We start from the raw sequence: 18,664 nt of genomic DNA on the forward strand, positions 1-18,664 counted from the left end.
CGCGGCCACGGCGTAAGCGGGCCGGGAAGGCCGCCGGCGACGGCATGGGCGTGGCCGACGTGGCCATGACCGGCCACGCCAGCGCCGAGGAACTGGCCGCCGTGTCGCTGGGCGCGTCGATCTGGTCGGTCATCATCGTCACCGTCAGCGGCACCATGATGGCGATCAACAGCGTCGAGGCGACGCTTCTAAACATTCGCTAAGAACAGAAGTTAACTAGATTTTCTCTTCCCATTTTCTTGTACAGGGTTGCTCGTCACGATCAGCGAACTGCATAAGGACTATCACTTAATGAAAGGTATAGATAATGTTCAAGGCACCGATATTGGCTATGTTATTGACAGTCGCAAGCGCCAGCGCATGGGCCAAGCCGCAAAGCACCACAGTCGACTTTTCCAGCGGAACGCAGGGATGGCTGGCATTGGCGAGCGACGACGGCACTGGCAGCGTCATCGACAACTCCACAGGCAACGGCACGCCGGGCCTGCACATGAATTATTATTTCACCGGAGCGATGTTCTGGAACCAGAGCAATCAAAGTTTCCTGGGCGATTACACGACGTCCAAATCGGTCAGCCTGGGCATCGACGTCAACACGCACTCGATCGACAGCGGCGGCGACGACGATGGCGGCGCGCAATATCCGCGCGATTTTCTGGTCGAACTGCGCCAGTACACGACCCCGGGCGACGCCAGCAAATACTTCAGCGTCTGGCATATGCTGGGCGCGCTCGACAAGAACACCGGCCCGCTCCATTTTTCCGCCACCCTGGCCGACACCGGCGCCGCCGAGCTGGCATCGGGCTGGCAAGTGTATGACTCGGCGACCGACGGCGACACCCTGCCCGCCGGCACCACGCTCAGGGACGTGCTGTCGCGTATCGATGAAGTGCAGTTCGATACCCGGGTGCCGGGCTACTCCTACGATCCGGCCCACTACGACGTGACGGTCGACAATATCTCGATCAAGTCGGCCGTGCCGGAACCGGAGCAGCTGGCCATGCTGCTGGCGGGGCTGGGCGTGGTCGGCGTGGTCGCGCGCCGTCGCCGCCCAGTCGCGGCCACGGCGTAGGCGGGCCGGGAAGGCCGCCGGCGACGGCAAAAACGCCGCTCGCCGGCCCGCGGCGATTGCCGGTAGAATCGCAGCTTTCGTTCACGCCACCCCGCCCATGCCGACTTCCTTCACCCTGCCCTCCATCCGCATCGAAGCGGCCGCGCTGTGGCGCCTGGCCTGGCCGATGCTGGTCGGGCAGCTGGCCACCGTCGGCATGGGCGTGGCCGATGTCGCCATGACCGGCCACGCCAGCGCGCAGGAACTGGCGGCGGTGTCGCTGGGCGCGTCGATCTGGTCCATCATCATGGTCAGCGTGACCGGCACCATGATGGCCATTAACAGCATCGTCGCGCACGATGTCGGCGCCGGCCGGCTCGACGCGATTCCGCACGCGGTGCGGCAGTCGCTGTGGAAGGCGCTCGGCATCGGGCTGGCCGCCGCCGCGCTGGTCAACCTGGCCACGCTGCTGTTCGACCATCTGTACCTGACGCCGTATGTGAACGCGCAGGCGTCGCGCTTCGTGCACGTCATCAGCATCGGCCTGCCGCCGCTGGCCGCCTACCGTGCGCTGTACGGCTACAGCACCAGCATCAATCAGACCAAGCCGGTGATGCTGATCGCGCTCGGCGGCCTGGCGTTCAATGTGGGCGTCAACTGGCTGCTGGTGTTCGGCCATTTCGGCTTGCCGGCGCTGGGCGGCGTCGGCTGCGCGGTGTCGACCGGGGTCGGACTGTGGCTGATGCTGGGCGCGATGCTGGCCTGGATGCGGGTGGCGCCGGCCTACCGCGCCACGTATCCGTTCACGCACTGGGAGTGGCCGCACTGGCCGGAGATTCGCGCCATGCTGAAACTCGGCCTGCCGGTCGGCGTCACCTACTTCGCCGAGGTGAGCGCCTTCGGCGCCGTCAGCCTGCTGGTGGCGCGCTACGGCGTGGTGCAGATTTCGGCGCACCAGATCGCGCTCAATTTTTCCTCGCTGGTGTTCATGGTGCCGCTCAGTTTCGGCATCGGCCTGATTACGCGCGTCGGCCAGGCGCTCGGCGAAGGCAATCCGGCGCGGGCGCGCTTCGCGGCCTGGGTCGGGGTCGCGATGTCGCTGGCGTTCGCGGTGCTGTCGGCGCTGTTCATCCTGGCGTTCCGCTGGCAGATCGCGCAGGCTTACACGACCGACCCGGCGGTGCAGCAGGTGTGCGCGCGGCTGCTGCTGTTCGCCGCGCTGTTCCAGTTGTCCGACGCGACGCAGGTGGCGACATCGTGCGCCATCCGCGGCTACAAGGTGACGCGGGCGCCGATGCTGATCCAGCTGCTGGCGTTCTGGGTCTTCGCGCTGCCGCTCGGCTATGTGCTGGGACTGGCGCCGGCCGCGCCGCCGTGGTCGCCGCCGCAGCCGATGCAGGCCGCCGGCTTTTGGATAGGACTGGTGCTCGGGCTGACCGTGGCGGCGCTGCTGCTGTCGTGGTTCCTCAACCGGCTGTCGCTGGAGCGCATGCGTGCCGTTTGATTTTGTGGGCACCCGAACGTCAACTTCGGGGGCAGACCGCAAGTCTTGACCGCGGCCCTCCCCGGCCGCGTCGGCGCGCCGAACGAAACACGGCTTGGGACCAGCTATTCCCAATCCCGGGTGGTCGCAATCGCCGCCGATGTCTGGTATCGTCGCTCTCTTGTCACGCCCCCCTTCAACTACCGAGATCTCCATGCGTTTTCTGTTCTGCCTTTTCGCCGCGATGGCGACCGTTCCGGCGTCGTCCGCCGAGCGCCTGACCCTGGACCGTATCCACGCCGACCCGGCGCTGAGCGGCCCCGGGGTGCGCAACCTGCAAGTGTCGCCCGACGGCGCCCGCGTGACCTTTCTGCGCGGCCGCGACGACAACCAGTTCCAGCTCGATCTGTGGGAATTCAATCTGAAGGACCGCAGCGCGCACCGCCTGGTCGACTCCAAGATCCTGGTCCCGAACGAGAATCTGTCCGACGCCGAAAAGGCGCGCCGTGAACGCGAACGCACCGCCGCCCTGAAAGGGATTTTGAGCTACAGCTGGTCGCCGGACGGCAAGCAGCTGCTGGTGCCGATCGCCGGCAACCTGTATCTGATCGACGTCGCCAAGCCCGATGCGGCGCGCCTGGTCGCGTCGGGCAATGTGCTCGATCCGAAGATTTCGCCGCGCGGCCATTACCTGTCCTTCGTGCGCGACCAGAACCTGTTCGTGATCGACCTGGCCACCAGCGCGGAACGCCAGTTGACCAGCGACGGCAAGGGCACGGTCCACAACGGCGAAGCCGAATTCGTGGCGCAGGAAGAAATGGGCCAGCGCACCGGCTACTACTGGGCCCCGGACGATAGCGCCATCGCCTACAAGCGCTACGACGAGGCGCCGGTGCCGGTGGTGCGGCGCTTCGAGATCTACGCCGACCGCACCGAGGTGGTCGAGCAGCGCTATCCGGCCGCCGGCGACGCCAACGTGCTGGTCGAACTGAAAATCGTGTCACCGGCCAGCGGCGAGCAGCGCTCGGTCGACCTGGGCCCGAACCGCGACATCTACCTGGTGCGCGCCGACTGGAGCGCCAACGGCAAGGCCTTGTTGTATCAGCGCGAAAGCCGCGACCAGAAAAAACTCGAACTGGTGTCGGTCGACGCGGCCACGCTGGCGCAGCGCGTGCTCATCACCGAAACGTCGAAGACCTGGGTCAGCCTGCACGACGACCTGCGCTTCCTGAAGGAGCGCGAGGCCTTCATCTGGTCGTCGGAGCGCAGCGGCCGCAACCACTTGTATCTGTACGATATGAACGGCACGCTGCTGCATCCGATTTCAAGCGGCGCATGGGGCATCGACAATCTGCTGGCGGTCGACGAAAAGGCCGGTCGCGTCTACGTCGCCTCCAACCGCGACGCCGTGATCGACAAGCAGACCTACGCGCTGGCCATCGACGGCGCCACGGCCGACCATCCGCAGCGCATCACGCAGGCCGACGGCTGGCACGATTCAACCTTCGCCCGCAACGGCGGCGTCTTCGTCGACAGCTACTCCGATCCGGACACGCCACCGCAGGTGAGCGTGCGCAGCGCCGACGGCGCGCTGATCGCGTGGATCGAGCACAATGAACTGAACGCGCTGCACCCTTATGGCGCCTACCGCGCCGCGCACCTGCGCACCGAGTACGGCACCATGCCGGCCAAGGATGGCCAGACGCTGCACTACTCGCTGCTCAAGCCGAGCGGCTTCGATCCGGCCAAAAAATATCCGGTCTTCCTGTCGACCTACGGCGGCCCGCACGCGCAGCACGTGCAGCGCAAATGGGGCAATCTGTTCGACCAGTACATGGCGCAGCAGGGCTTCGTCGTGTTCCGGCTCGATAACCGCGGCTCGTTCCGGCGCGAGCGCGCCTTCACCGACGCCATCTACCACAACCTCGGCAAGAACGAAGTGGAAGACCAGGTCGCCGGCATCGACTGGCTGGGCAAGCAGAGCTTCGTGGACGCCAAGCGCATCGGCGTGTTCGGCTGGAGTTATGGCGGCTTCATGACGCTGCGCCTGCTGGCGGCGGCGTCGGACAAGATCGCGATGGGCGTGGCGGTGGCGCCGGTGACGGACTGGAGTTTGTACGACACCCACTACACCGAACAGTTCCTCGGCCTGCCGAAAGACAACGTGGACGGCTACAAGGACAGCTCGGTCTACACCCACATCGCCGGCCTGACGTCGCCGCTGCTGCTGATGCACGGCATGGCCGACGACAATGTGCTCTTCACCAACACCACGCGCATGATAGACGCGCTGGTGGCGCGCAATGTGCGCTTCGAGCTGATGACGTATCCGGGCGCCAAGCACGGCATTTCGGGGCGGCCGTCGCAGCTCCATGTGTACGGCAATATCGAACACTTCTTCAAGAAGAATCTGATGCCGGAAGCGAAGTAAACGCTGGCGTTCGCGCCGTCCGTTGCGTCGTCCAAAGCCCGCTGTTTCCAGCGGGATTTTTTAATTTTCAGCGGCTGCGCGCCTTGTTTGACGGCCCACAATCGCGCACTTTATTAAGCATTCGATAATGCCCGCTGCGGGACATCCCGTCCTGTACATTCTTATTCCAGGAGGAATTATGGCTATCGATGTATATCTGCAAATTGACGGCATACGCGGCGAATCGGCGGACGACAAGCACAAGGACTGGATCGAGTGCAAGTCGGTCAACTGGGGCGTCAGCCAGCCCAAGTCGGCCACCGCGTCGACCGGCGGCGGCCACACGGCCGAGCGCTGCGAACACGCCGACATCATCATCCACAAGCTGTCGGACCTGGCGTCGCCGGTGCTGTTGCAGACCTGCGCGGCGGGCAAGACCATCGCCAAGGCGAAGTTCGAGTTCATGCGCGCCGATGCGCAGGGCGAGCGCGTGAAATACTATGAAATCGAGCTGGAAAACGTGCTGATCGGCGCGGTCACCCCGAGCATCGAAGAAGGCGACATTCTCGGCGAAGCCGTGGCGCTGAAATTTTCCAAAGTGAAGTGGCGCTACACGCAGCAAAAAATCAGCGGCGGCGCCGGCGGCAACACGGCCGGCGGCTGGGACCTGGCCGCCAACCGTATCGCGGCATGACGGCCAGCGCGGTCGCCACGTGAAAACAGCCGCATGATGCGGCTGTTTTTTTAAGCGTAGAACGCTTTATTTGCCCTGGCGGTTGCCCAGGTCTTTGATGGCTTCTTTGGCATCGCCCAGGCCTTTTTGCAGCTTGCCTTCGACTTGTTTGCCCAGGCCCTCAGCTTGTTGCTTCGAGCTGCCCACCGCTTTACCGGCTTCTTCCTGAATCTTGCCGCCGATGTCTTTCAGTTCGCCTTTGACTTGGTCCTTGTTCATGATGAACTCCTTTGATCGTTGCAATTAAACTTCCGGGAACACAGCGTTGTGCGTGTGCTTGAAATGCATCATAGGCGACCCGCGAACATCGTTCCGTGCGCTCGCGAACACATTCCAGAAGAAAATTTCAGACCATTATTTCCGCCACAGGCTCGCCAGCCACGGCTGCTGCTCGCGCGGCAGGCCGGGCGGCCGATAATAGTGGCCGATGGCGCTGAAGCCGGCCGCCGTCAGGTACCGTTCCCAGGTTTCATAATCGTAGTAGCTGCCGTAGCGCGGGCCGTTCCAGCCTTCGCGGTTGTCGCCGCGCGGGTTGGAGCTGAACAGCACGCCGCCCTCCTTCAACGCCGCGTGCAGCCGCAGCAGGACGTCGGGCAGCGCCGCGCTCGGCACGTGGAATAGCGAGGCGTTGGCGTAGATGCCGTCGAAGTGCAGCGGCGGCAAGTCGAGCTGGACGAAATCCTGCTGCCACACGTCGCAGCCGCTGTAGGCGCGCGCCATCTCGACGAAGCGGGCCGAGCCGTCGACGCCGGTGGCCGCGTGGCCCAGCTCGCGCAAGGTCTTGAGGTCGCGGCCCGGCCCGCAGCCGAGGTCGAGCAACCGGTACGGCGCGGCGCCGTCGAGCGCGCCCAGCAGCGCGGCGATGTTCTGGCTGACGTCGTGGTCCAGGGTGCCGGCGAAGAATTGCTCGGCCGTGCGCTCGTAGTGTTGCAGCGTGGTTTGGGTGATTTGTTCGATCTGCGCGATCTGCGCGTTTTGCGCATCGTTATGCGGGGTCAGTTCCATGGCCGTTCCGGTCGTCCGCCCCGCCGGCGCGGGCCGGGGCGAATCTGAGACTGCGCCGCGGAGCGCGGCGCATGAAGTCCCACTTTACCAGACGCGCACGCGGTCGGCCGGCGCCAGGTACAGGGTCTGGCCGGGCTGCACATCGAAGGCCGGATACCACGCGTCGAGGTTGCGGACCGTGAAGGTGCGCCATTTGGCCGGCGCGTGGCCGTCGGTCAGGATGGCGCGGCGCAGCGCCGCTTCGCGCTGCATGCCGCGCCAGCTGGCCGCGTAGCCGACGAAGAAGTCGCGGTCGGCGTCGGCCGACAGGCGCTTGTTGGCCAGCGAGGCTTTGTAGGCGTCGTACGCGGCCGACAGGCCGGCCAGGTCGGCCAGGTTTTCGCTCAGCGTCTGCTGGCCGTTGATGGCCAAGTCGGGGAAGGGCTTGTACGCCGAATACTGCGCCGCCAGCGCCGCCGTGGCCGTCTTGAAGTGGGCCAGGTCGGCGTCGGTCCACCAGTCGCGCAAGCGGCCCTGCGAGTCGAACTGCGCGCCTTCGTCGTCGAAGCTGTGGCTGATTTCGTGGCCGATGGTGGCGCCTATGCCGCCGTAGTTGACGGCGTCCGAGGCGGCCGGGTCGAAGAATGGCGGCTGCAAGATCGCGGCCGGGAAGTTCAGCGCGTTTTGCATCGGCATGTTGACGGCGTTGACCAGCTGCGGCGCCATCGACCATTCGGTGCGGTCGACCGGCTTGCCGAACTTGCCCAGCTGCTGCTGGTAGTGGGCCAGCTCGGCGCGCTGCAAGTTGCCGTAGGCGTCGCCCGGCACGACTTTCAGATTGGTATACGAAATCCAGCGGTCCGGATAGGCGATGCCGACGTACAGCGTGTCGAGCTTGGCCTGCGCTTCCTTCTTCGTGGCCGGCGCCATCCAGTCGAGCTGAGCAATGCGGCTATGGAAGGCGTCGACGATCTTCACCACCATCTGCTGCAAACGCTGCTTCGCTTCGGGCGGGAAATAGCGCGCCACGTAGATCTGGCCGACGGCGTCGGGCATGGCGGCGTCGACCGCGTCCAGGCTCTGCTTCCAGCGCAGCTGCTGCTGCGGCGTGCCGGTCAGCGCGCGGCCGTAGAAATCGAAGCTTTCTTCGACGTAGGCTTTCGGCAAGGCGCGCGCGGCGTGGTTGATGGTGTGGAAGGCGAGGAAATCCTTCCACGTCGCCAGCGGCGCCGACGACACCAGCGCGGATGCGCCGACGATGGCGCTCGGATGCCAGACCATGAACACGTCCTGCCTGCCCAGGCCGGCGCTCTGGAAGAAGGCGGTCCAGTCCATGCCGGGCGCCTTGGCGGCGAAGTCCCTGGCGCTCCAGCGGTTGTTGGCCTTTTGCACGTCGGCCGAATCGGCGCGGTTGGCGTGCGACAGCGCGATCTGGCGCTCCAGCTCGAACACGCGGGCGGCGCGGCCGGCGGCGTCGTCGAAGCCGGCCAGCTTGAAGGTGGCGGCGATGTGGGCCTGGTATTTAGTGCGCAGCTCGGCCATGCGCGGCGTGTCGTCCAGATAATAGGCGCGGTCCGGCATGCCGAGGCCGCCTTGCAGCAGATACGGGCGATAGTGGGCCGGCTCGGCCAGGCCCTGGGCGATCCACAGGCCGAACAGGTTTTCGGTGAAGAAGTTGGTGGCGTTGAGCGGGTCGACGTCGGCGCGCAGCGTGGCGCCGAGGGCGTGGGCCAATGCGGTCTGGTCCTTGATGGCGGCGATGTGCTTGAGCGTCGCTTGCAGCGGCGCGGCGCCCTTGGCTTCGATCGCGGCCTCATCCATGAAAGTGCGATAGTAGACCGCGACTTTTTTCGCTTCGGCCGTCGCGTGCGGGTCGGTGCCGGCGGCGTCGATCAGCTTGACGATGCGCTCGTTGGTTTCCTCGGCCAGCGCGGCGCCGGCGCCCCAGCCGCTGCGGTCGGCGGGAATCCGGGCCGTCTTCAGCCAGTCGCCGTTGACGTAGTCGAAGAAATCGTCGCCCGGCCGGACGGCGGCGGCCGGCGATGCAGGCTGGGCGGCGGCTTGCTGGGCGGCGGCTTGCTGGGCGGCGGCCCAGGCCGGGGCGGCCAGTGCGGCGCCGCACAGCGCCAGCGTGACGGCGGCTTTGAGCGGAGTCCGGCGCGGCGGTCGTTGAAGTGTGGTCATGGTTTCCTTAGATGAAGAAGCGTTATCGATTATTTTTTTGACGCATGGCGCCAGCGTGCACTGTAATGCGGCGCCCTGCCTCTGCGCGGTCCCGTGCGACGAACTGCAATATGCGCGGATCGGGCGGCAAAATCAAGCGCCGCGCGGCGGCCCGAAAAAAGACGCCGCGCAGCAAAATAGCTTTTTCCAACGCCTGAATCGCTATATAGTTCGCCTATAGCAACGCGACCATCACCAGGAGATTAGATATGAAACTTGATGCACTGTTCCAGAATCCGACTGCGTTGCCCACCGCCCCCAAAGTGGTGGAGGAACTGATCAGCAGTTTCGACAAGGCCAGCGTCTCCACCGAAGAGATCGCCAAGAAGTTGTCGACGGATCCGGTGCTGAGCGCCAAGCTGCTGCGGCTGGCCAACTCGGCCTACTACCACGTGTCGCGCAGCATCGGCACGGTCGAAGACGCGGTGCTGATGCTCGGTTTCGTCACCGTGCGCACGCTGGTCATCAGCTCCGGCCTGGTCAGCGGTTTCAAGACCGTGCCCGGCCTCGACCTGAAGCAATTCTGGCGCTACAGCCTGCACACGGCCGTGTCCGCCAAATGGATCGCCAAGCAATGCAATGAAAACACCGACCTCGCCTTCACCATCGGCATGATGCACGCCATCGGCCAGCTGGTGATCCACTCGGCCATGCCGGAACAGGCGATGGCGCTCGACAAGATCGCCGGCCCGCTCGACGGCCGCCGCATCGACGCCGAGCAAGCCTCGCTCGGCTATTGCTTCGCCGACGTCGGCGCCGAACTGGCGCGGCGCTGGAAGTTCCCGGACGCCTTCGCCGAAACCATCGCCGCCTTCCCCGACCCGCTCAGCCACGAACCTGTCAACGACCTCGCGGCCGTCATTTCGGTGGCGGCCTGGCGCGCGCGCGTGGAGCAAAACAAGTTCACCGCCGAGGAAATCGCATCGTGCTACCCGACCGAGCTGTGCGAACAGCTGGGCCTGGCGCCGAATATCCTGATAGACAAAATGCCATCGCCCGACGAGTTGAGCGCCGGTCTGGAAGACTTGGTGCGTTGATTTTTTAGCCAGCTCCCCGCTTTACCTCAGCGGCCGCCGCCCGTTTCTCCGGCGCGGCGGCCGCGTTTCCCCGGGCCAGGCCCCTGCTTCAAACTTATTTTCACTTATTTTCGAATTATTTTCAAAAAACCCTAAAGTTTCCGAAACGCATGTCGTTAATCTGGACAAGCAGCAATCCTTTTCCATTTTAGCCAGGGTGCCTTATGACCTCCAACGAAGTCCTCTCGATGTACGAAAATATTGCCGGTCTGAGCAATCAGATGGTGGTGGCGGCGCGCATGAGTGACTGGGATGGTCTGAGCAAACTGGAAGGCCAGGCGGCCGTGGCCGCCAGCGGCGCCCTCGTCGGCACCGTGCCGGCCCTGAGCGACGCCCCGCGCCTGCGCAAGATCGACTTGCTGAAACAGATACTGGCCAACGACCGCGCCATCCGCGACGTCACCGAGCCGTGGATGAACCAGGCGCCAGGCTTGAAACCGGCCGTGCGCCAGTAAGCGCCTCGGCACCGAAAGCTACAAAAAAAAGCGCCTCGGCGCTTTTTTTGTTTCAGGGCGGCGCGAGCCTTATTGCGGCTCCATGAATTCTTCCGGCGTCGCGGCCGGCAAGGCCTCCTGTTTCGATTTCTTCTTGCGCCAGCCCTGCCAGATCTTCAGCACGCCGCCGCCCTGCTTGGCTTTCCGCTTGCGCAGCCCATAGAAGATGCCGCCGCCGGCCGCCAGCGCGGCGACGCCGCCCGCCACCCATATCCAGGTCTTCGGCCCGTGGTCTTGCGGTTTGTCCTTCTTGTCTTTCTTGTCGCGGTATTTCAGCTTGGTCATGCCGGCCTGGCCGGCGGACGCCGACTGCCCCTGGACCGACGAGGGCGCCGGCGCCGGCTTGGGCCGCGGGCCTTCCAGCGCGGTTTGCAACACGCGGACCTTGTCCTCGAGTTCGTCAATCTTGGAGGTCAGCACCGTATTGTGATAATCGAGCGCGACGCATTCCTTGGCGCCGATGCGCAGCGGCTTGACCGGACACGATGGCGCCGCCGATGCGCCGGCCACCCTGGCGCCCGGCGCCGGATCGCGCAGCGCCGCAGGCAGGCCGGCGTCCGCTACGCGCTGGCCATGGGACTTGCCGGCGGGCGCCTCGTGCGGCGCGGCCGCGCCGGCACCGGCCTCGTGCGCGGCTGCGGGCGCCTCTTTCGGCGTCGCCGGTTTGATGGCGGCCGCTTCTTTCGACGGGTCCGGCTTGGCGGCCACCGTTTCTTTCGATGACGCCGGCTTGGCGACGGCCGCTTCCTTCGATGGTGCCGGCTTGATGTCAGCCACTTCCTTCGACTGGGCCGGCGTGAAGGCCGCCGCCGCTTTCGGCAGCGCCGGCGCGGCGGCGCGTGCCGTTGCGTCCTGCGGGTGGGCGCGCGCGATGGCGGCGATGAGCGCGGCGTCCGGCTTCACTTCCGACGAGGCAGAAAGTTTCGCGGCCGATGGGCCGGCGGCTTGCGCGTCCGGTTTGGCGTGCGGCTTGAGGGGCGGCGGCGGCACGCTGGTCACCGCTTCCGGCGCGACCACCACCGCAGCCGCAGCCGCGACAACGGGTGTCGGCGGCGGCGCCGGATGCGGGTCGGCCGTCAGCCAGACGGTTGCCTCGCGCACCACCTGATGCTCGCCGCTGCCCAATTCCAGATACAGATAGACATGGCCGGCATCGATCGCCTTCAAGGTCGTCGCATGCAGGAACCAGCGCTGGTCGCGCTGCACCACCGACAGCCGCAGGCCGGACAGCGCCGGGTCCATGGTCAGGTTGGCGCCGCGATAGACGTCCGCCGACGCCAGCCGCACCGGCAGCTTGTTCATGTCGTCGGCCGTCAGCGCCACCAGCTCGATATCGGCCGACAGTTGCTGCCCCACGTAGGAGCGCACGGCCACATCGCCCAGCTCGGCCGCCGACGCCGGCGCCGGCGCCGGCAAGGCCAGCAGCGCCGCGCTGGCGAGGGCGGCGGCGCGCAAGGTCAAGGGGGAAAAGAGTCTGCGCTGCATGGTGTGGGGAGATGGCCGCTGTCGTGAAAGTGTATCAGCTATAACGGCTGGAATTCCCCGTATTGTAGCCCTCTGTCAATATTCACCGATTGCGCTACACTCTTGTCACAAGGTCAAAATGAAGGGAAAGCCATGAACAGCAGAACGGAACGCGACAGTTTCGGCCCCATCGACGTGCCGGACGCGCAACTTTGGGGCGCGCAGACGCAGCGCTCGCTCGAGCATTTCCACATTTCCACCGAGCGCATGCCGCCCGAGCTGATCCACGCGCTGGCCAGCGTCAAGCGCGGCGCCGCCCGGGTCAATCTGGACCTCGGCCTGCTCGACGGCCCGAAAGCGGTGGCCATCACGCGCGCCGTCGACGAGGTGCTGGCCGACCAGCACAGCGGCGAATTCCCGCTGGCCGTGTGGCAGACCGGTTCGGGCACGCAGTCGAACATGAATATGAATGAAGTGCTGGCCAACCGCGGCTCCGAGCTGATGGGCGGCGTGCGCGGCGAGCAGCGGCTGCTGCACCCGAACGACGACGTCAACATGGGCCAGTCGTCGAACGACATCTTCCCCACCGCCATCCACGTCGCCGCCGCGCAGGCGCTGGCCAAGGCGGTGCTGCCGGCGCTGCGCGAGTTGCGCGCGACGCTGCATGCCAAGGCCGAGGCGTTCGCGGCCATCGTCAAGATCGGCCGCACCCACTTGCAGGACGCCACGCCGCTGACGCTGGGCCAGGAATTTTCCGGCTACGTGGCGCAGCTGGAGTTCGCCGAGCACATCATCAACGCCGCCCTGCCCGGCGTGCTGCAACTGGCCGCCGGCGGCACGGCCGTGGGCACCGGCCTGAACGCGCATCCCGAATACGCGGTGCGCATCGCGGCCGAGCTCGAACATCAACTGGGTTTGCCCTTCCGCACGGCCGACAATAAATTCGCCGCGCTGGCCGGCCACGACGCCCTCGTCGCGGCCCACGGCGCGCTCAAAACGCTGGCCACGGCGCTGATGAAAATCGCCAACGACGTGCGCTGGATGGCGTCCGGCCCGCGCTCGGGCCTGGGCGAAATCACGATACCGGAAAACGAGCCGGGCAGCTCCATCATGCCGGGCAAGGTCAATCCCACCCAGTGCGAGGCGCTGACCATGCTGTGCTGCCAGGTGTTCGGCAACGACGTCGCTATCACCGTCGGCGGCGCGTCCGGCAATTTCGAGCTGAACGTCTTCAAGCCGCTGATCGCCCACAACTTCCTGCAAAGCGCGCGCCTGCTGGCCGACGGCATGCGCAGCTTCGACCGGCACTGCGCCCACGGCATCGAGGCCAACGAAGCCCGCATCGCCGAGCTGATGGAGCGCTCGCTGATGCTGGTGACGGCGCTGGCGCCGCACATCGGTTACGACCGCGCGGCCCAGATCGCCAAAAAGGCGCAGCATGAGGGCACGACCTTGTTGCAGGCGTCGCTGGCGCTCGGCTATGTGACGGCCGAGCAGTTCGCGCAGTGGATCGTGCCGCTGGCGATGACGCGGCCGACCGCGCGCGGTTGATGCGCTGCAAGGCTGTCGGAATGCCGCTACACTAGATGGTTGGAAGACAAACGGGTCTTCCCATTTAGGCAACTGAGGATAAAATGCAGAGAGTGAGTTTCGATTTGACAGGCGAGTTCGTGGAGCTCAACCAGCTTCTGAAACTGGTGGGCCTGTGCGACAGCGGCGGCGCCGGCAAGGTAATGGTGGCCAGCGGCGTCGTCAAGGTCGACGGCAAAAAGGAATTGCGCAAGACCGCCAAAATCCGCGCCGGGCAGCGCGTCAACGTCGGCGACATTCATATCGACGTGGTGGTCGCCTAATTTTTTCTTGCAATTGAGAAACAACGCAGTAAGCTGAAAGCAGTAACGGTGACATTTGAGCTGGCGCAAACGACGTTGGCGCACCGTCGATATATTTGGAACGCGGTGACGCAGACTTGATAGACGACAGCCGGAGGACAGCGCCATGGACGGCCCGGAACACAGCATACAGATACAGGAGCGCCTGATCGGGGACTTGCGCCAGGTGATAGAGAACGCCGAAGAGTTGCTCAAAAACACAGACCAGTACCACAGCTCCCTGTATCAACATGCCCGGGCCAAGCTGGCCCAGGCGCTGCACGCCGCCACCGAAGAGCTGGCGCGTTTTGAAGACGCTCAGCTGGCGCGCATGATGGCCGCCACCGACTCCGCCTGCCAGCGGCACAACGATGTCGGCGGCGAAGCCCGTTTGCTGCGCGCCTTCCGCTGAGGGCTTTCCGCTGAGCGCCGCGATGGCGCTTTTATTTCCCGGCCTTGCGCGCCAGCACCGCGTCCAGCGACAGCCGGCCCGGACCGAAAGCGATCAACACCAGCAGCATCGCGCCCCAGTAGAAATGGTCGTTGATGGCGGCCGGGCATTCAAAGGTGAACAGCTGCGGATAGGAAATCACCGCCATCGCGTTGACGAAGAACAGCCCCAGCGCCGCCGGCCGCGATACCAGCCCCACCAGCAGCAAGACCGGAAAGGTCAGCTCGCCGCCCGCGCCCATGAAGGCGGCCACGTCCGGCGGCAGCAGCGGCACCTTGTATTCGTCATGGAACAGGGCCAGCGTCGCGCTCCAGTCGCCGATCTTGACCAGGCCGGCCTTAAAAAACTGCCAGCCCACGTAGCAGCGCAGCGCCAAGCTCATCAACGAACCGCCCCACGCCGTCAGGACGCCATCGTAACGGGATAGTTGCTGGTGCAATCCGAGTAGTGTTTTCATTATTTTTCTATTTCTGGCGAGGTTGAGGGAGTCCTGCCTGGTGCGGACAGGCGGTACCGCCGGGTAAAACTTGCCGCCACGCGGCTTAAAGCGCGATGCCGACGATCAGCCCGTGATCCAGCCACAGCTTGAGCTGGGCGGCAACGTCGAAATCGTCATCGAGCTCGAAGGCGGCGTCGAGCGCCGGACCGAAGGCGCCGCCGCCGGCCAGCACGCTGAGCGCCGCGTGCGACGCGGCGCTCAGCGCCAGCAATTGCGTCTTCCAGTAGGGCCGCAACACCAGGCAGTAGCTGGGACCGGCCCATTGCTGGGGAAAATCGTGCCCACCGTCGGCCTGGTGCGCCTGCCACAACTCGACGATGTTCCAGTCCGACGCCAGCAGCCGGCTGGCCGGATGCAGGCGCAGGCGCGCCGTTTCCACCTGCTCCGGCGTCAGCGCGGCCAGCGCGTCGGCCGCGATGGCGTCGGCCGACGGCGCGTAGTGGGCGCGGTGCAAGGCCCATTCCAGGCGCGCCATGTCGGGCAGATAGGGATAGTCGGCGACGTGGGGGAAGCCGGCCAGTAAGTCGGCGTAGCGGCCGCCGTAGCGGTTCAAATCGCCGCTGTCGGACGGGTGGGCGCGGCCGTAAGCCTGGCTCAGGCCGGCAAAGAATTCGGGGCCGACCAGCATCTGTATCACCGGGTAGACGTGGGCCAGGGTCTGGTTCATGGTCGCGCTCAAGTTGCCGCGATACAGGGCGTAGCGGTGCGCGACGTGCTCGCCTTTGAAGCGCGGCAACAGCGCCGGCGCGGCCGCCGGGTCGAACAGCGCATCGACGAAGGCTTGCTGGCCGGCCGCCAGCGCGGACTCGTCGGCCTCGCGCCGGGGCGGCGCCGTCCGCGCTAAGCCCGCTGCGCCGGTGACACTGGCAGCCGTGACAACGGCGGCCTCGGCATAGGCCCGCGCTTTGGCGGCCTCGGACAGCAGCACGTCGAGCGCGGGAATGTCGGTATCCCATTCGATCAGGGTGGGCACCGGGCCGAAGCGCCGCAACGCGGCCTGGTACAACTGCCAGACCGGGTCGGCGACGACGGCGCCGTGGTGGTCGATGACGGCTTGCGGCGTCACGAGGTGGCCGGCCAGGTGGATTTCACCGACGCTGCCGACGGCGATCGCGGCGATCGCGGCCAGCGCGTCCTCACCGTGGTTGCACTGGTTGACGTAGAGGTTGTTCACGTCCAGCAGCAGGCCGCAGCCGGTGCGCGCGGCCAGCGCCGCCATGAATTGCGCTTCGCTCATCGCGTCGTCGCGGAAACGCAGGTAGCTCGACACGTTTTCCAGCAAGATGGGGCGTCGCAGCGCATCCTGCACCCGCGACACGCGCTCGCACAGCAGATTGAGCGCCGCGTGGTCCAGGTTCAGCGGCAATAAATCGTTGAGCTGGCGGTCGCCGACGGCGCCCCAGCACAGATGTTCGGACACCAGCGCCGGCTCGACTTGCCGCACCAGACTGCGCACCCGTTCCAAATGGTCGGCGGAAAATCCGCGCGCCGAGCCCAGGCCCAGGCCCACGCCGTGCAGGCTGATCGGATAATCGCGGCGCAGCTGTTGCAGCACGTGAAAATCCCAGCCGGCCTGGTCCAGATAATTCTCGGTATGCACTTCGAGCCAGCCGGCGCGCGGCCGCTGCTCGATGAATTGACGGTAGTGCGGAGCCCGCAAGCCGATGCCGACACCCAGTGCCGTTGCTGGCGGACTCGAAGGCGAGCTAGACATGGCTCCGCTACCGTCCGGCTACGGGATTACTTGGCGGCCAGCTTGCCGCCGGCTTTTTCGCAAGTGCCCTTGGCGACGAATTTCCACTCGGCGGCACCGTTGTCGACCTTGGACTGGCCGGCGCAGGAGTGCGCGCCGTTGGTCGTGGCGCAATCGTTCTGGCCAGCCTTGGCGATACCGAAGCACTTTTCCTTGTCGGCGCCGGCTTTGGCGGGTTCGGCGAAAGCGGAGCCGGCGGTGGCGGCGACGACGGTGGCCAGGGCTGCGGCGATCAGCGCTTGACGTTTGTTCATGGTAAGTCTCCTAGTGGATGAAGAAAAGTACGATTGATGGTGCGACGCTATCGTCTGCAACTGAACGGTAGTCGTCGTAGCGCGGTCCAGCCTTACAACTTTTTTTATTTTTTTTGCCGGCCATTTCGAGCCGGCGGAATGCCGCTTATTTTACTGAAGAAGCACTCGATCCGAGAGGGGAATATGCGGTATCCGCACAAAACGCGCGCAGGCGCGGGCCGTCCGCAGACGATGGACGTAGGGCGTTAACGCCGCCACGCTCATTGTGTTGACAGGGAAATCAATTCATCGGGGAAAAAAGTGCGCTGGCGGGCCGGCTGGGCCCGGCCGCCCAAGGAGGACGCAGGGCCGCCGCGGGCCGCCGTGGCCGGCGCGCGTCGCAGTGGGAGGCGACGGCGCGGCGCGTATCAGGCGGTGGTGTTGATGCTGTTGCCGAGATGCGCAGGCAGGCTAGGCGCCGACGGCACCGGCGGAATCGCCTCGATCAGGGCGGCCGCGCTGGAAGCCTGGATATCTTCGGCTTTTTTCTGCACGGCGATACCGACCGCCTGCCTGGTGCCGCTGTCGGCTATCGTCGTCGCTACCTGTGCAATACCTGAAACGGAAGTGTCCATGTCATTCTCCAATAAGGCGTATCCCTTATTGACGGCCGATTCGGCCCGATCTTTAGCCCGCGGCGCGATTTATTTCCATGCGGACCAGCAACCAGGCCAACACGGCGGCGGGCGCGTTCAAATCCAGCCAGACGATGCCGGGCCGCAGCGCCGGCGGCGCGGCCTGGTCCGACGCCACGGCGACGATGTGCGCATCGTCCGGAAACAGCGCCGGCTTGCCCAGCGCGGGGCGGTAGACTTCCAGCTTGGCGATGGCGTCGTTCTTGAAGCCCTCGACCAGGGTGACGTCGGCCGGCGACAGCCGCGCCAGCTGCTCGGACAGGGATGGCTCCGGCGCGCCGCGCAGCTCGTGCATGATGGCGTAGCGGAACGGCGACGCCACCATCACCTCGGCCGCGCCGGCCAGCCGGAAGCGGGCGCTGTCCTTGCGCGGCGGTTCCAGTTCCAGGTCATGATGGCTGTGCTTGATGACATTGACGCGCCGGCCCTGCGCCGCCAGCCGCGTCACGAGAAATTCGAGCAGCGTCGTCTTGCCGCTGCCGGACCAGCCGACCACGCCCAGCACCGCGCCCGCTTGCGCGGAATGTCCCTGCTGCATAGCCCTGCCCTCGCCGCCATAGTGAGCCGTCATTATACGCAGCAACACGATCCGGCCGCGGCCGCGACGGCTCGGGCCGGAATCGGCGGCGGACCTTAAAACACCGGCGCCTTCAGCCGCTCCGCACGGAACAACTCAATAGCCGACACGGTAGCGATAGCCTTTGTAATTGAAGATGGCCGCTTTCGGCTGCAACTTTTCGAGCACGAAGCCGGGCGCCAGCTCCTCGCCCTCGTGACGCAGCACTTTATCGATCACCAGCAGGCGGTCGGCCGGATTCCTGGAATAGATGTAGCCGCCGACGGTGACCGGCGGAATCGCGCGCTGTATCGGCTCCGGCAATTCCCGCAGCGATGGGATGGGTTCGTCGGCCGCTGCGGTGGTGGCGATGGCGGCGGGCGCCGCGACGGGCGGGGACGCGGCGGCCTTGCGCGACGCGGCGGCCGGCTCGGTCGCGTCAGCCGGGTGGACGGCGACGCTCACCGGGGCCGCGACAGCGCGCGGCGCCGGTACCGAGGCCGGCGCTGAGGCTGGGACCGGGCCTGGGGCCGGGGCCACCGCTTGAGTTGCGGCGAGCGCTGCGATCGCGGCGGCAGGCGGCGGCTACATCTATTCCAGGAATCCGGCCGACCGCCTGCTGGTGATCGATAAAGTGCTGCGTCACGAGGGCGAGGAGCTGGCGCCCGGCTTCGTGCTCGAAAAGTTG

The 18,664-nt window shown here is 65.8% G+C and carries 20 protein-coding genes and 1 pseudogene; 11 read left to right on the forward strand and 10 right to left on the reverse strand.

Features of this window, described 5'->3' with window-relative positions; all coding sequences use genetic code 11:
• Positions 1–44: 44 nt before the first annotated feature.
• The 5 genes and pseudogenes from Q0S71_RS07035 to Q0S71_RS07055 all read left to right on the forward strand — a co-directional run.
• Positions 45–176 (forward strand): annotated as a pseudogene (locus Q0S71_RS07035) (MATE family efflux transporter); the annotation flags it as partial.
• Positions 177–331: 155 nt separating this feature from the next.
• Positions 332–1,072 carry a PEP-CTERM sorting domain-containing protein gene (locus tag Q0S71_RS07040; protein WP_295993382.1) on the forward strand — a complete coding sequence of 247 codons (741 nt, stop codon included), beginning with the start codon at positions 332–334 and terminating at the stop codon, positions 1,070–1,072.
• A 97-nt stretch (positions 1,073–1,169) separates the two neighbouring features.
• Complete coding sequence (locus Q0S71_RS07045) at positions 1,170–2,555, forward strand: MATE family efflux transporter (RefSeq protein ID WP_295993385.1); 1,386 nt, start codon at positions 1,170–1,172, stop codon at positions 2,553–2,555.
• Between the two features lie 193 nt (positions 2,556–2,748).
• Positions 2,749–4,965: a S9 family peptidase gene (locus tag Q0S71_RS07050; RefSeq protein ID WP_295993389.1), complete on the forward strand. Its 2,217-nt coding sequence runs from the start codon at positions 2,749–2,751 to the stop codon at positions 4,963–4,965.
• Between the two features lie 178 nt (positions 4,966–5,143).
• Positions 5,144–5,638 carry a type VI secretion system tube protein Hcp gene (locus tag Q0S71_RS07055; RefSeq protein ID WP_295993393.1) on the forward strand — a complete coding sequence of 165 codons (495 nt, stop codon included), beginning with the start codon at positions 5,144–5,146 and terminating at the stop codon, positions 5,636–5,638.
• Positions 5,639–5,704: 66 nt separating this feature from the next.
• Here Q0S71_RS07055 and Q0S71_RS07060 read toward each other — a convergent pair whose 3' ends face one another.
• The 3 genes from Q0S71_RS07060 to Q0S71_RS07070 all read right to left on the reverse strand — a co-directional run bounded on the left by Q0S71_RS07060 (position 5,705) and on the right by Q0S71_RS07070 (position 8,845).
• Positions 5,705–5,896, reverse strand: coding sequence for a CsbD family protein (locus tag Q0S71_RS07060; protein WP_295993396.1), 192 nt, complete (start codon positions 5,894–5,896; stop codon positions 5,705–5,707).
• A gap of 135 nt (positions 5,897–6,031) precedes the next feature.
• Positions 6,032–6,682, reverse strand: a complete 651-nt coding sequence (locus Q0S71_RS07065) for a class I SAM-dependent methyltransferase (protein WP_295993398.1) — start codon at positions 6,680–6,682, stop codon at positions 6,032–6,034.
• An 84-nt stretch (positions 6,683–6,766) separates the two neighbouring features.
• Positions 6,767–8,845: a M13 family metallopeptidase gene (locus tag Q0S71_RS07070; RefSeq protein ID WP_295993401.1), complete on the reverse strand. Its 2,079-nt coding sequence runs from the start codon at positions 8,843–8,845 to the stop codon at positions 6,767–6,769.
• On the opposite strand from Q0S71_RS07070, the gene Q0S71_RS07075 reads away from it, so the two are divergent.
• The 3 genes from Q0S71_RS07075 to Q0S71_RS07085 all read left to right on the forward strand — a co-directional run bounded on the left by Q0S71_RS07075 (position 8,844) and on the right by Q0S71_RS07085 (position 10,415).
• Positions 8,844–9,065 (forward strand): hypothetical protein, encoded by a 222-nt coding sequence (locus Q0S71_RS07075; protein ID WP_295993404.1) that lies wholly within the window; start codon positions 8,844–8,846, stop codon positions 9,063–9,065. The two genes, Q0S71_RS07070 and Q0S71_RS07075, sit on opposite strands and share 2 nt — an antisense overlap.
• Positions 9,066–9,093: 28 nt before the next feature.
• Complete coding sequence (locus Q0S71_RS07080; protein WP_295993407.1) at positions 9,094–9,921, forward strand: HDOD domain-containing protein; 828 nt, start codon at positions 9,094–9,096, stop codon at positions 9,919–9,921.
• A gap of 203 nt (positions 9,922–10,124) precedes the next feature.
• A complete protein-coding gene (locus Q0S71_RS07085; RefSeq protein ID WP_295993408.1) occupies positions 10,125–10,415 on the forward strand; it encodes a flagellar protein FliT in 291 nt (96 codons plus the stop codon).
• A gap of 69 nt (positions 10,416–10,484) precedes the next feature.
• On the opposite strand, the gene Q0S71_RS07090 is transcribed toward Q0S71_RS07085, so the two are convergent.
• A complete protein-coding gene (locus Q0S71_RS07090; protein ID WP_295993411.1) occupies positions 10,485–11,939 on the reverse strand; it encodes a hypothetical protein in 1,455 nt (484 codons plus the stop codon).
• 132 nt (positions 11,940–12,071) lie between these two features.
• Between Q0S71_RS07090 and fumC the strand changes: the two genes are divergently transcribed.
• The 3 genes from fumC to Q0S71_RS07105 all read left to right on the forward strand — a co-directional run bounded on the left by fumC (position 12,072) and on the right by Q0S71_RS07105 (position 14,201).
• Positions 12,072–13,469: a class II fumarate hydratase gene (gene fumC, locus Q0S71_RS07095; protein WP_295993414.1), complete on the forward strand. Its 1,398-nt coding sequence runs from the start codon at positions 12,072–12,074 to the stop codon at positions 13,467–13,469.
• A gap of 83 nt (positions 13,470–13,552) precedes the next feature.
• Entirely contained in the window at positions 13,553–13,771 is a 219-nt protein-coding gene (locus tag Q0S71_RS07100) for an RNA-binding S4 domain-containing protein (protein WP_295993416.1), read from the forward strand.
• Between the two features lie 145 nt (positions 13,772–13,916).
• Complete coding sequence (locus Q0S71_RS07105) at positions 13,917–14,201, forward strand: hypothetical protein (protein ID WP_295993419.1); 285 nt, start codon at positions 13,917–13,919, stop codon at positions 14,199–14,201.
• A 31-nt stretch (positions 14,202–14,232) separates the two neighbouring features.
• Here the strand turns inward: Q0S71_RS07105 and Q0S71_RS07110 are convergent, their stop codons facing one another.
• From Q0S71_RS07110 to Q0S71_RS07135, 6 genes are all read right to left on the reverse strand, one after another.
• Positions 14,233–14,697, reverse strand: coding sequence for a DoxX family protein (locus Q0S71_RS07110; RefSeq protein ID WP_295993422.1), 465 nt, complete (start codon positions 14,695–14,697; stop codon positions 14,233–14,235).
• 85 nt (positions 14,698–14,782) lie between these two features.
• Positions 14,783–16,453, reverse strand: a complete 1,671-nt coding sequence (locus Q0S71_RS07115) for a DUF692 family multinuclear iron-containing protein (protein WP_295993424.1) — start codon at positions 16,451–16,453, stop codon at positions 14,783–14,785.
• Positions 16,454–16,479: 26 nt separating this feature from the next.
• On the reverse strand, positions 16,480–16,746 hold the full coding sequence (locus Q0S71_RS07120; RefSeq protein WP_295993429.1) for a DUF2282 domain-containing protein: 267 nt from the start codon (positions 16,744–16,746) through the stop codon (positions 16,480–16,482).
• A 407-nt stretch (positions 16,747–17,153) separates the two neighbouring features.
• Positions 17,154–17,360 (reverse strand): YjfB family protein, encoded by a 207-nt coding sequence (locus tag Q0S71_RS07125; protein WP_295993433.1) that lies wholly within the window; start codon positions 17,358–17,360, stop codon positions 17,154–17,156.
• A gap of 52 nt (positions 17,361–17,412) precedes the next feature.
• Positions 17,413–17,958, reverse strand: coding sequence for a molybdopterin-guanine dinucleotide biosynthesis protein B (gene mobB / locus Q0S71_RS07130; protein WP_295993436.1), 546 nt, complete (start codon positions 17,956–17,958; stop codon positions 17,413–17,415).
• Positions 17,959–18,093: 135 nt separating this feature from the next.
• Positions 18,094–18,441, reverse strand: a complete 348-nt coding sequence (locus tag Q0S71_RS07135) for a general secretion pathway protein GspB (protein ID WP_295993439.1) — start codon at positions 18,439–18,441, stop codon at positions 18,094–18,096.
• Positions 18,442–18,664: the final 223 nt, after the last annotated feature.

Source organism: Rugamonas sp., assembly GCF_025354735.1.
Taxonomy (GTDB): domain Bacteria; phylum Pseudomonadota; class Gammaproteobacteria; order Burkholderiales; family Burkholderiaceae_D; genus Rugamonas.